The organism is Herbaspirillum sp. NPDC101397, from assembly GCF_044767325.1.
Taxonomy (GTDB): Bacteria; Pseudomonadota; Gammaproteobacteria; order Burkholderiales; family Burkholderiaceae_D; genus Herbaspirillum.
The window spans coordinates 480,456-492,871 of the sequence record NZ_JBIWNS010000002.1 but is presented as its reverse complement, the minus strand read 5'-3'; the positions used below and the strand labels follow the sequence as shown (position 1 = coordinate 492,871).

Sequence of the window (12,416 nt, the reverse complement as noted above, 5' to 3'; positions counted from 1 at the left end):
CGGACGCAGCCGGTGCTCTTGCGATTATTGTCTCTGTTTTTCTATTTCTTCCGGCCTTCCACCACCACATACGACGGGCGTCCATTGCGGTCCCAGTCGATCAGATTCTGTGCCGCTTTGCGACGCAGTTCCTTGGCGGCGACTTCGGAATAGAAGGCGGCGTGCGGCGACAATAGCACACGTTTGTGCTGGACAATAGCGGAACTTGTCTCCGGTGGTTCGACCGGCAGGACGTCCAGTCCGGCACCCTTCAGATTGGTGTCGAGCGCCTTCAGCAAGTCATCGATATTGACCAGTCCGCCGCGTGCCGAATTGACCAGGAAGCTGTCCTGTTGCATCAGTTTCAACACCGACGCATCAATCATGCCGCGCGTCTCGTCGTTGAGCGGCGTATGCAGCGACACCACGTGCGCCTGCTTGAACAATTCTTCCTTGCTGACGCGTTCCACATACGCCGGGAAGTCGCCGTCGATGATGTGCGGATCGTAGGCGATTACACGTTTGAACAGGTTGCGGCTGATGTGCGCCATGCGCTTGCCGATGCGACCCAGACCGACGATGCCGATGGTCATTTCGGAGCAGCGCTGGATCTTGCCGGCGGTGGTGTAATGCCATTGGCCGGATTTGACGTCACGGTCGTAGCCGGTAATGTTGCGGATCAGATCGAGCGCCATCGCCAGTGCATGCGTGGAGACTTCGCCGACGCCATAGTCGGGCGAGTTGCCGACCCAGACGCCGTGTTTGGCGGCGTCGTCGGTGTTGATGGTGTCGAAGCCGGCGCCGTAGCGGCTGGCGATGCGGATTTCAGGACGTGCGGCAAACACCTTGGCGTTGACCGGCGCATATTGCACCAGCAAACCTTCGCAGCCTTCGGCGGCCTTGATGACCTCGTCTTCGGTGCGGCACTGCGCCGTCACCACTTCCACGCCGGCGTCGCGATACAGCGCCAGCTCAAGATCAACGTCGGGAAAATCGTAATCGGTAATCAATACTTTCATTGCTTCATGTCTCCATATGTCGCAGTCAAAACAGACGGAAGTTCATTTTTTTCGGTCGTCACTCCCTTGGAGGGAGCGCGCCTGAATCTTCCGCCGGCTTGCTTGTTGAAAAATTAATTCAGATTCTTGCCAGAGCCGTCAGTGGTTGTCCTTGGGAATGCCGGAGCCGCTCTTGCCGACCAGGAAATCGAGGTCGGCGCCGAGATTGGCCTGCTGGACATGATCGACATAGAGCTTGACCCAGCCGCGATCGGCCGGTGCTTTCGGCGCTTGCCATGCGGCGCGGCGGCGCTCCAGCTCTTCGTCGCTGACATGCAGGTGCAGCTTGCGTGCTTCCACATCGAGCTCCACCATGTCGCCGTTCTGCACCAGCGCCAGAGGACCGCCTGCAGCGGCTTCCGGCGTCACGTGCAACACTACGGTGCCATAAGCGGTGCCGCTCATGCGCGCATCGGACACGCGCACCATGTCGGTGATGCCCTTGCGCAGCACCTTCGGCGGCAGCGGCATGTTGCCCGCTTCGCCCATGCCGGGATAACCCTTGGGACCGCAATTCTTCAGCACCAGCACGCAGTTCTCGTCGACGTCCAAGTCCTCGTCGTCAATGCGTTTGTGCAGGTCGTCGCTGTTCTCGAACACCACGGCGCGGCCGGTGTGCTTCAGCAATGCCGGCGTGGCGGCCGACGGCTTGATCACCGCGCCGTCCGGGCACAGGTTGCCGTGCAGGATGGCGATGCCGGCGGCTGCCTTGAACGGCGTATCGAAGGCGTGGATGACGTCGCGGTTCCAGTTCGGCGCATCCTTGCAGTTGTCCCACAAGGTCTGGCCGTTGGCCGACAGGGCGCTCTTGTCGATGACGCTTTCCAGTTCGCGGATCACCGACGGCAGGCCGCCGGCGTAGTAGAAATCTTCCATCAGGTATTTGCCCGATGGCTGCAGGTTGACCAGGCACGGCAGCTTCTGACCGATCTTGTCCCACTCTTCCAGCTTCAGGTCGACGCCGATGCGGCCGGCAATCGCCAGCAAGTGAATCACGGCGTTGGTCGAGCCGCCGATGCCGGCATTGACGCGGATGGCGTTCTCAAATGCAGCCTTGGTCAGGATTTTCGACATGATCAGGTCTTCCTTGACCATCTCGACGATGCGGCGACCGGAGTTGCGCGCCAGCACGTTGCGACGTGCATCCACTGCGGGAATGGCGGCGTTGCCCGGCAAGCTCATGCCGAGCGCTTCCACCATGCTGGCCATGGTCGAGGCCGTGCCCATGGTCATGCAGTGGCCGTGCGAGCGGTGCATGCAGCTTTCGGCTTCAAAGAATTCTTCCTGCGACATCTGGCCGGCGCGCACTTCTTCCGACATCTGCCACACGCCGGTGCCGGAGCCCAGTTCGCCGCCGCGGTACTTGCCGGACAGCATTGGACCGCCGGAGACGCCGATGGTCGGCAGGTCGACCGACGACGCGCCCATCAGCAGCGCGGGCGTGGTCTTGTCGCAACCCATCAGCAGTACCACGCCGTCGAGCGGATTGGCACGGATGGATTCTTCGACGTCCATGCTGGCGAGATTGCGGAACAGCATCGCGGTCGGACGCATCAGCGTCTCTCCGAGCGACATCACCGGGAACTCCAACGGGAAACCGCCGGCTTCCCAGATGCCGATCTTGACCTGTTCGGCCAGCGCGCGGAAGTGCGAATTGCAGGGTGTCAGTTCGGAATAGGTATTGCAGATGCCGATGACCGGACGGCCATCAAATTGATCGTGTGGAATGCCGCGGTTCTTCACCCAGGAACGGTAGATGAAACCGTCGCGGTCTTGGCGGCCGAACCAGGCCTGGCTGCGGCGCGTGAATGTCTTGGTGTCGCTCATGTTCTTTCCTTTTTCCTTGTGGCTCCAGGTCGTGACGGAGCCATGAATGCTGTCTGTATCGGATGGCTGTCGGAAGGATCAGTGGCGAATATTGCTCTGGTCGAAAAAGTAGCGGGAGAAATCCATCAGGTGATACGCCAGCATGGCGTCGCCATTACCGGCGTGGCCGAGGTGGCAGAGATAACGGGAGGTCGATGCAGCACAAGCGCCGGATTGCGCACGCGCAGAAACAGAAAGGGACGGCGCAGCCAGACCGCGCAGGTGCGGCTGCGGAACGATGGAACTACACCCCCGGCTAGCTAAGTTCTTCAATGCCTGTCTCCAGTGCTGCGGTATGGTCCGCGGGCAGTTTTTGCTCTTGTATTTTTTATGCGCGCAAGCCGGTGTTGAAATCATGTTCAGCAACGACCTGCTTCGTCAGGATGCCAGCGAGTCTATTTCAGCATTCGGACTTTGGTCAAGTGGTAATACCAGATTTGTCATACATCTTTTTGGTTGATATCCCATCCCTGTTTCTCTTGTTCCCTATGATGCCCAATGGTGCGTTGCGGCGTAGGTGAATTATTTTCGTGCATCGTTTTCTTTCTTGACACTGCCGGGGTGATATGAAATTCTTTTCTCGTTCTGGTAAGACCACATGACCGCTTGACAAGGTTTTGTCAGGAAACAAAAACAAAGAAAAACCGGGAAAAACCCAGCACCGGAGAGAGATAAGCCGACACAGATCGTGCTGCATGGTTCATCGACGGATTTGCAATGAATCCGTACGCTACAGGCGAAATTGCCTGCTTTTACCATCAAACGGAGGAGAGACAATGATCAGAATGCGTAGAAATCTATTGAAAACGGTGGTTGCCGCAGCCGCGGTTTTATCCTTTGGTGTTGCACATGCAGCATGGCCGGACCGGCCGGTGACGCTGGTCGTGCCGTGGGGTGCGGGCGGCGGCACCGACGCCACGGCGCGCATCATCGGCGCGCTGCTTGAGAAAGAGCTGGGCCAGCCCGTTAACGTCGTCAATCGCACCGGCGGCAACGGCGTGGTCGGTCACCAGGCCATTTCGGGCGCGGCCCCGGACGGCTACACCATCGGACTGGCTACGGTGGAAATCGCCATGATGCATCACCAGGGCCTGACCCAGTTGAGCTACAAGAACTACACGCCGATCGCACTGATGAATTTCGATCCGGCCGCGCTCACTGTCAGCGCCGAATCGCCGTATAAAACCTTCGACGACCTGCTCAAGGCGGTCAAGGCCAATCCCGGCAAGCTCAAGGCCTCCGGCACCGGTCAGGGCGGCATCTGGCACCTCGGCCTGGCCGGCATGCTGAGCGACCTCAAGCTGGCACCGACCGCGGTGCGTTTCGTACCATCCAACGGCGCCGCACCGGCAATGGTCGATCTGGCCGCGGGCGGTGTCGACATTGTCGCTGCATCGCTGCCGGAAGCACGCTCCCTGATCGATGCCGGCAAGGCGCGTCCGCTGGTGATCATGGCCGATGCGCCGGCCGCGCTGTATCCCAAGGTGCCGACGCTCAAGAGCCTGACCGGCAGCAACTGGACTATCGGCGCCTGGCGCGGCATCGTCGCACCCAAGAGCCTGCCCGCCGATATCCAGACCAAGCTGGCCGGCCACCTGCAAAAAATCTACAACAGCAAGGAGTACAAGGATTTCATGGGTGGACGCGGCTTCGGCACGATGTATGCCGACTCAGCCGAGTTCGGCAAGTTCATGGAGAAGAGCGACAACGACATGGGGCAGATCCTGAAAACCCTGGGCATGGCGAAGTAGCCAGGCAGCGGACGGTCGTGGTCGGCCGTCCGCGAGCATCAACTTTTTCGTGCGGTTTCACATCACGTCATATTGCATCGTGACGACGATGAGAAGCCATGGTTGAACCCGTCGGACCTTTGAACCCTGCTGCCATGAAAATCAACGATACCGTCTCCGGAATCCTGCTGGCGATATTCGCCGTCGTGATTTACGTCTACTCGGCAAACCTGCCCGCGATGGCCCAGCAGATCGGGCCGGGCCTGTTTCCTCAATCGCTGGCCGTGGCCTTCCTGATCTGCGCGATCCTGCTCATGATCAAGGGCGTGCGCGAAAGGCGCGCTTCCGGCGAAAGCTGGATCAGCCTGCCCGAATGGGCCGGCGAGCGGCGCGCCGTGTTCGCCTATGCGCTGGTGCTGTTGTCGCTGGTGTTTTACATCTATGCGTCCGAGCCCCTTGGTTTCCTGCCGACGGCGACCATCCTGCTGCTGTCCCTGTTCGCAACCTTCGGCGCGCGCCTGGCGGTTGCGCTGCCGGTCGCCGTCGCCAGTGCGCTGGGCATTCACTACATTTTCTACAAACTGCTGAAGGTCCCGCTGCCGTGGGGTCTTCTCGAGTCTGTGGCCTGGTAAAGGATCGACCATGCTTGCCAATATCTATGCCGCCTTCGGGCTGGTGTTCGACCCCTATGTCCTGGCGGTCATTCTCGGTTCGTCCATGTTCGGCTTGTTCATGGGCGCGATTCCCGGTCTCAGCGCCACCATGGCGGTAGCGTTGCTGGTCCCGGTGACGTTCTTCATGCCCGCGGTGCCTGCGGTGGCGGCGATGGTGTCGGCCACGGCAATGGCGATTTTTTCCGGTGACATCCCGGGCTGCCTGCTGCGTATCCCGGGCACGCCGTCATCGGCAGCCTATACCGATGAAGCCTATGCGATGACGAAGAAAGGGCAGGGTGAAATCGCGCTCGGCGCCAGCCTGGTGTTTTCCGCGGTGGGAGGCCTGTTCGGTACCTTCGTGCTGATCCTGGCGGCGCCGGTGCTGGCGGAACTGGCGCTGAAGTTTTCTTCGTTCGAATACTTCTGGCTGGTGCTCATGGGCCTGACCTGCGCAATCTTCATCGCCTCGGATAATCCGCTCAAGGGCTTCGTCTCACTGTTCATCGGCATGTTCATCGCCTCCATCGGCATGGGCAACCCGGCCGGCGTGCCGCGCTTCACGTTCGACAACCCCGATCTGCTGAGCGGCGTGTCGCTGGTGCCGCTGATGGTGGGCATGTTTGCGATGTCCGAGGTGCTGCGCTATGCGGTTTCAAAAGACCAGGCGATGACCATCCCCGACGGCAAGGTCGGCAACGTCTTCAAGGGCATGTGGGCCTTGACCGTGAAGTACCCGAAGTCGATCCTGCGCGGCAGCGTGCTCGGCACGCTGGTCGGCATCTTGCCTGGTGCGGGCGCCGACATCGCGGCCTGGATGTCGTACGCGATGAGCAAGAAGATGTCCAAGGAACCGGAGAAGTTCGGCACCGGCCATGCTGAAGGCATCGTCGAGTCGGGCGCCGCCAACAACTCGGCGCTGGCCGGCGCGTGGATTCCGGCGCTGGTGTTCGGCATCCCTGGCGACTCCATCACCGCCATCGTGATCGGCGTGCTGTACATGAAGAATCTGAATCCAGGTCCGATGATCTTCGTCGAGAATCCGGTCTCGATGTATGCGATCTTCATCGTCTTCATCCTCGCCAACCTGTTGATGCTGCCGCTGGGCTACTGGTGCATCAAGGTGTCGAAGCGCATACTCGGCGTTCCGCGTAATCTGTTGATGCCGCTGATCCTGTTGTTCTGCATCGTTGGTTCGTACGCCACCAACAACAGCGTCTCCGACGTCGGCATCATGCTGGTGTTCGGACTGTTGGCCTACCTGATGGAAGAAAACGGTTTCCCGGTCGCACCGGCAGTTCTCGGCGTCGTGCTGGGCGGAATGCTGGAAGAACATTTCGTCACGTCGATGATCAAGGCGGATGGTGAATTCCTCGCCTTCTTCAACCGGCCCATCGCCGGGACCCTGGGCGTATTGACGATAGTGCTGTGGCTGTTGCCGTTGGTCATGCGCGGTTTGCGCAAGAAGCCGGCAATCGCATGAGATTTTTATAACGAAAGGATGGTTTGCAACATGGCTTCACCCGAACGTTTTTCCGCCGTAGAACTCAAGCAGTTCTCCACGCAACTTTTGCAGAAGGCCGGCCTGCCGCTGGAGCCTGCCGCTTCGGTAGCGAGTACGCTGGTCGACGGCGATCTGCTGGGCCACGATACCCATGGCCTGGCCCTGCTGGCGCCGTACGTGAAAGAAATCGAGAAGGGCGCGATGACGACTTCCGGCGAGCCCGACGTGGTCTCGGACCGGCCCGCCGCGCTGGTGTGGGACGGCCGTCGCCTGCCCGGACCGTGGCTGGTGCACAAGGGCATCGACGCGCTGATTCCGCGTGCGCGCGAACTCGGCACGGCGTCGCTGGCGATCCATCACAGCCATCACATCGCCTGCCTCGCGGCCTACCTGCTGCGCGCGACTGAAGAAGGTTTCCTGATGGTGTTGTCGAGTTCCGATCCGGCGGTGCACAGCGTGGCGCCGTTCGGCGGCACGCGCGCGGTGTTCACTCCTAACCCGATCGCCGCCGGCATTCCAACTTCCGGCACGCCGTTCCTGGTGGACATTTCCGCTTCGATCACCACCAACGGCATGAGCAATCGCCTGCACAAGGCCGGCCAGCAGTTTGAAGAAGAATGGCTGCTCGACGCACAGGGCAACGCCAGCCGCGATCCGGCCGTGTTCGCCGCCGATCCGCCGGGCACCATCCTGCCGCTGGGCGGTCTGTCGGCCGGCCACAAGGGCTTCGGCCTGGCGGTCCTGATCGAGGCGCTGACCGGGGGGCTGTCCGGTTTCGGCCGCGCCGATCCGCCGGCTGGCTGGGGCGCCACGGTGTTCATGAGCTTGTACGACCCGGCGGCGTTTGGTGGTGAAGCAGCGTTCAAGCGCCAGATGGATCACATCGCCGAAGCCTGCCGCAACAATCCGCCGCGTCCCGGTGTGGAAAAAGTGCGCATGCCCGGCGACCGCGGCATGGCGCGCCGTGCGCAACAGCTGGAGCAGGGCGTGGCGCTGCATCCGACGATTGCGCCCGGCTTGCGCGAGGCTGCACAGCAATATGGTCTGACGTTCCCGGCAGCGCTGGGCTGATTGCTCTTCATCGCCCGTTGCTGCGTTGGCGGCGGCGGGCGGCAAGCGTAGCATTCGCTTGTGGTGAGATACAATCCGGCGCCAAGATTAAGAATTTTTTCATCGGACCTCCTTTATGCCAATTGAAGCGATCGAACCGCAACGACTGTACCGCCAGATCAGCGACCAGCTGCGCAAGCTGATTGTCGACGGCGAATTTCCGGTCGGTTCGCGCTTGCCTTCGGAGCGCGATCTGTCGGTGCAACTGGGCGTGAGCCGACCATCGTTGCGCGAAGCCTTGATCGCGCTGGAAGTCGAAGGCTATATCGAAGTCCACATGGGCTCCGGCATCTATGTCTCGCCGCCGTCGCCCGCGCCCGAAGGCGAGATCGACCTGTCCACGCAAGAGGGGCCGCTGGAGCTGATCCGCGCACGCGCCATGCTGGAAGGCGAGGTGGCTTATGCCGCCGCCAAGAACGGCAAGAAGGCGCAGATCGATGCAATCGAAGAAGCCTTTCAGCAGATGATCGAGAACACCAACGCCGGCGCCAATCCGCTCGAAGCGGATCGGCTGTTTCACATCCGCGTGGCTGAAGCAACCGGCAACAGCGTGCTGGTCGGACTGGTGACGCAATTATTCGATGCCCGGCTCGGACCGCTGTTCGATCGCCTTCACAGCCACTTCGATACGATCGAGGTATGGAACGATGCGATCGAAGAACATTCGCGCGTGATGAAAGCGTTGCGCGCCCGCGATCCGGAAATGGCGCGGCAGGCGATGCGGCGTCACATGGATATCGCGTTCAAGCGCTACAGCGCCAGTCTGGTAGGGCAGGCCGTGCAGGGTGGGAATGCGGCGGAGCTCAAGAAAAAGAAAACCGCGCCGGTGAAGGCAGTCAAAGCAGTCAAGCCTGGTGTGAAGAAAACAGTAGTCAAGGATCCCGTCGTCAAACGCGTAGCCAAACCGGCTGCCGTAAAGAAGACGCCGGCGCCGAAGGTCGCCGTCAAACGCGCCCCGGTCGCAGCTCCGGCCAAACGCCGCAGCGCCCGCGCATGAGGCGGCAGCAGCGTTATCCCAGCTTGCCGACGTTGCGATCCCAGTTGCGACCGTCGAAATCGACGAAGCTCAGCTTGTCGTCCGACAGGTCGAAGTCATCCAGGCAACGCACATTGATGGTGTAGAGCTCCGGCGCGGCGCGTGGGCGAGTGAAGACGTGCACGCCGCAGTGCGGACAGAAATGATGTTTGGCCGCCATGGTGCCGAACTGGTAAGTCGCCAGCACATCGACACCCGCCACCAGGCGAAAATTCTCAGGCTGCACGCGATGGTGCAGAAATCCCTTCTTGGTACAGATCGAACAATTGCAGACGGTGATGCGCTCTATCGTCACGTCGGCTTCGAACCGGACCTCGCCGCAATGGCAACTGCCTTTGTGATGATCCATGCGCTGCGTCTCCGCTAGTTGAAGTAAGCCCTGGCCATTTCAAAGCGTGGCGCAAAATACGGATTGTCCATCCGCGAAATATGCACCTTGCCGTTGCCCGACGGCGCATGCACGAAACGCCCGTCGCCGATGTAGATGCCCACATGCGAGAACGGCCGGTTGAGGGTATTGAAAAACACCAGGTCGCCCGGACGCAGATTGGACTTGTCGATCTGGCGACCCTGGCGTGCCATGTCGGCGGCGCTGCCGGACAGCTTGACGCCGGCGGCGCGGTTGAAGATGTATGACACCATGCCGCTGCAGTCGAAGCCGGCGTCCGGATTCTTGCCGCCGAAGCGATAACCGGTGCCGATCATGTCCAGCGCATAAATCGCTATCTCGCTGCCATGTTCGGTGGCGGCTTCGGAGCGGATGTCGGTCGGCGCCGGCGTTGGTTTCGAGGCTTCCGGCGCACGCATCGGCGCGCTGCCGCAGGCCGTCAGCAGGACGGCGATGCAGCAGGCGGCGAGCGCATGCAGTTGCTTCGGCGAGAGCAGGTCGAGGCTGCGCATTGCTGCCGGACCCCGATCAGTGACCCAGTTTCACCAACACGCCTTCCAGCATGGTCAGCATCTGATCGATTTCATCCTTGGTCACGTTCAGCGACGGCATGAAGCGGATCAGGTTCGGACGCGGCGAATTGAGCAACAGCCCGACCGGGTTCAGGTCGCGCGCGGCTTCAACGATTTGCGGACCGATGTCCTTGCCCAGCTTCAGCGCGCGCAGCAAGCCTTCGCCGCGTTCGCCTTCGAAGCCGTGCTTGTCCGACAGCTTGATCAGTTCCGCGCTGAGGTAAGCGCCGGTGGCCTTGACCGTCGGCAGGAAATCGGGCTTGAGCAATTCCTTGATCACGGCGGCGCCGACGGCAGTCATCAGCGGATTGCCGTTGTAGGTGCCGCCTTGTTCGCCGGCTTCGAAGCAGGCGATTTCTTCCCGCGCCAGCAGGGCCGCCAGCGGTACGCCGCCGCCGATGCCTTTACCGAGCGTCATAATGTCCGGCTCGATGCCCGACAGCTGATAACCGAACAGTTCGCCGGTGCGGCCGACGCCGGTCTGCACTTCATCGACGATGAGCAGCAGGTTGGCGTTCTTGGTCAGGCGGCGCAGGCCTTGCATGAACTCGCGCGTGGCCGGAATCACACCGCCTTCGCCTTGCACCGGTTCCAGCATGACGGCGACGGTCTTCTTGCTGATCAGGCGCTCAACGCTGGCGAGATCATTCAGATCGGCTTTCAGGAAACCCGGCACTTGCGGTGCGAACATGGTGTCCCAGCCCGGCTTGCCGCTGGCCGACATGGTCGCGATGGTGCGGCCGTGGAAGCTGTGGTTGAAGGTGATGATTTCAAAGCGGTCTTCACCGGCGCTGTTCTTGTTGAGCTTGCCCCATTTGCGGGCCAGCTTGAACGCGCCTTCATTGGCTTCGGCGCCGCTGTTGGTGAAGAACACGCGGTCGAAGACGGAGTTCTCGGTCAGCAGGTTGGCCAGCTCGATCGACGGCGCATTGTAGAAAGCCGGCGATGGATTGATCAGCTTCTTGCCCTGTGCGACCAGCGCATCGGAGATGCATTGCGGCGCGTGACCCAGCGCATTCACGGCCCAGCCTTGCAGATAGTCGAGGTATCGCTTGCCGGTGTGATCGGTCATCCACATGCCGCTGCCTTCGGTGAACACGATTTCAGGGCGGTTAGTGACATACATCAGCTTGTTGATGGCGAACTCGTTGAATTCCATTGAATGACTCCTGCTAAGGATGTGTGAAAAATGTGAAAGGCGGCGATAACCGGACTGTAATAAAAATGACAGTAAACGCGGACACGAAAAAAACGATAAAAAAAAGCCACAGGGATTGCCTGTGGCTTCGTGACCAGGGTCAACTCACGCGCACGGCAAACCTCGTTGAGGTTGGCTGCGACGTCGCAAGGAGATGGTGGTAGCGTTCATGCGGTCAATATTAGGACGTTTTGCGCGATGCGTCAAAACTAATTTGGTGCAAATTGCCGCTGATTTTTAGAACGCTCACCACTTTGCAACATGCAGCCGTATGCGGCGGCACATTGAATTACTGCACCGTCGCCAGATCCGCCGCCGACGTGAACGAGTCGGCGTAGAACTCTTCTTCCGGCAAGCCGCACTTGGCGACGAAATCGCGCTGGGCGGACTCCACCACGATCGGCGCGCCACAGGCATACACCTGATAGCCCGACAGGTCCGGCTGGTCGTCGATGACGGCCTGGTGGACGAAGCCGGCGCGGCCGTTCCAGTTGTCTTCCGGCTGGGCGTTCGAGATCACCGGCACATACTTGAAGTTCGGCAGGCTCTGCGCCCAGGTCTTGCACAGCTCATCCATGTACAAGTCCTGCGGACGACGGCCGCCCCAATACAGCGTGACCGGGCGGGTCGACTTGGCGTGCTCGAGTTGCTCAACGATTGCCTTGATCGGCGCGAAGCCGGTACCGGACGCCAGCAGCACGATCGGCTTGTTGGAATCTTCACGCAGGAAGAAGGTTCCCAGCGGACCTTCGAAGCGCAGGATATCGCGCTCTTTCAACGTCGAGAACACCTGGTCGGTGAACAGGCCGCCCGGCATGTGGCGGATGTGCAGCGTCAGGTGTTCATCCTTGTGCGGCGCATTGGCCATGCTGTAGCTGCGGCGCTTGCCGTCGCGCAGCATGAACTCGACGTACTGGCCGGCCTTGTATTGCAGGCGGTCGTTGGCCGGCAATTGCAGCGACAGGATGATGACGTCGTCGGCGACCTTGTCCAGTTTGGCCACGCGCACCGGCATTTTCTTGACCGGGAAGTCGCCGATGCCGGCCACTTCGCGCGCTTCGATGACCACGTCCGAGTTCGGACGGGCGCAGCAGAACAGCGAAAAGCCCAGACTCTCGTCCTGCGCCGACAGCGCGCGTTCCTGATGCGGGCCGTGCGTCACGCTGCCGTCGACCAGCTTGCCCTTGCAGGAGCTGCATGCGCCGTTTTTGCAGCCGTAAGGCAGGCCGACGCCGGCGCGAATTGCGGCGGTGAGGATGGTTTCGCCTTCGTCACAGGTAAACTGATGGCCGCTGGGCTGAACGGTAACTTGAAAACTCATA

General features: G+C 60.9%; 12 protein-coding genes. 5 read left to right on the top strand and 7 right to left on the bottom strand.

Annotated elements, in window-relative coordinates:
• Window positions 1-41: 41 nt before the first annotated feature.
• The 3 genes from ACIROW_RS07035 to ACIROW_RS07025 form a co-directional block, all read right to left on the bottom strand.
• Window positions 42-998: a C-terminal binding protein gene (locus tag ACIROW_RS07035; RefSeq protein ID WP_402273453.1), complete on the bottom strand. Its 957-nt coding sequence runs from the start codon at window positions 996-998 to the stop codon at window positions 42-44.
• 138 nt (window positions 999-1,136) lie between these two features.
• A complete protein-coding gene (locus ACIROW_RS07030) occupies window positions 1,137-2,864 on the bottom strand; it encodes an IlvD/Edd family dehydratase (RefSeq protein ID WP_402273450.1) in 1,728 nt (575 codons plus the stop codon).
• A gap of 78 nt (window positions 2,865-2,942) precedes the next feature.
• Window positions 2,943-3,176, bottom strand: a complete 234-nt coding sequence (locus ACIROW_RS07025; protein ID WP_402273447.1) for a hypothetical protein — start codon at window positions 3,174-3,176, stop codon at window positions 2,943-2,945.
• A 503-nt stretch (window positions 3,177-3,679) separates the two neighbouring features.
• Between ACIROW_RS07025 and ACIROW_RS07020 the strand changes: the two genes are divergently transcribed.
• The 5 genes from ACIROW_RS07020 to ACIROW_RS07000 all read left to right on the top strand — a co-directional run bounded on the left by ACIROW_RS07020 (window position 3,680) and on the right by ACIROW_RS07000 (window position 8,897).
• Window positions 3,680-4,654: a Bug family tripartite tricarboxylate transporter substrate binding protein gene (locus ACIROW_RS07020; RefSeq protein ID WP_402273445.1), complete on the top strand. Its 975-nt coding sequence runs from the start codon at window positions 3,680-3,682 to the stop codon at window positions 4,652-4,654.
• Between the two features lie 98 nt (window positions 4,655-4,752).
• Window positions 4,753-5,265 carry a tripartite tricarboxylate transporter TctB family protein gene (locus ACIROW_RS07015; protein WP_402273443.1) on the top strand — a complete coding sequence of 171 codons (513 nt, stop codon included), beginning with the start codon at window positions 4,753-4,755 and terminating at the stop codon, window positions 5,263-5,265.
• 10 nt (window positions 5,266-5,275) lie between these two features.
• Entirely contained in the window at window positions 5,276-6,769 is a 1,494-nt protein-coding gene (locus tag ACIROW_RS07010; RefSeq protein WP_402273441.1) for a tripartite tricarboxylate transporter permease, read from the top strand.
• A 30-nt stretch (window positions 6,770-6,799) separates the two neighbouring features.
• A complete protein-coding gene (locus tag ACIROW_RS07005; RefSeq protein WP_402273439.1) occupies window positions 6,800-7,861 on the top strand; it encodes an Ldh family oxidoreductase in 1,062 nt (353 codons plus the stop codon).
• A gap of 115 nt (window positions 7,862-7,976) precedes the next feature.
• A complete protein-coding gene (locus ACIROW_RS07000; protein WP_402273436.1) occupies window positions 7,977-8,897 on the top strand; it encodes an FCD domain-containing protein in 921 nt (306 codons plus the stop codon).
• A gap of 13 nt (window positions 8,898-8,910) precedes the next feature.
• Here the strand turns inward: ACIROW_RS07000 and ACIROW_RS06995 are convergent, their stop codons facing one another.
• The 4 genes from ACIROW_RS06995 to ACIROW_RS06980 form a co-directional block, all read right to left on the bottom strand.
• The gene (locus ACIROW_RS06995; protein ID WP_402273434.1) at window positions 8,911-9,285 is read right to left on the bottom strand and encodes a GFA family protein; all 375 of its coding nucleotides are present in this window, start codon (window positions 9,283-9,285) and stop codon (window positions 8,911-8,913) included.
• Between the two features lie 14 nt (window positions 9,286-9,299).
• Window positions 9,300-9,836, bottom strand: coding sequence for a C40 family peptidase (locus ACIROW_RS06990; protein WP_402273432.1), 537 nt, complete (start codon window positions 9,834-9,836; stop codon window positions 9,300-9,302).
• A 16-nt stretch (window positions 9,837-9,852) separates the two neighbouring features.
• Window positions 9,853-11,055: an acetylornithine transaminase gene (locus ACIROW_RS06985; RefSeq protein WP_402273429.1), complete on the bottom strand. Its 1,203-nt coding sequence runs from the start codon at window positions 11,053-11,055 to the stop codon at window positions 9,853-9,855.
• A 328-nt stretch (window positions 11,056-11,383) separates the two neighbouring features.
• Window positions 11,384-12,415 (bottom strand): CDP-6-deoxy-delta-3,4-glucoseen reductase, encoded by a 1,032-nt coding sequence (locus ACIROW_RS06980; RefSeq protein WP_402273427.1) that lies wholly within the window; start codon window positions 12,413-12,415, stop codon window positions 11,384-11,386.
• Window position 12,416 lies beyond the last annotated feature (1 nt).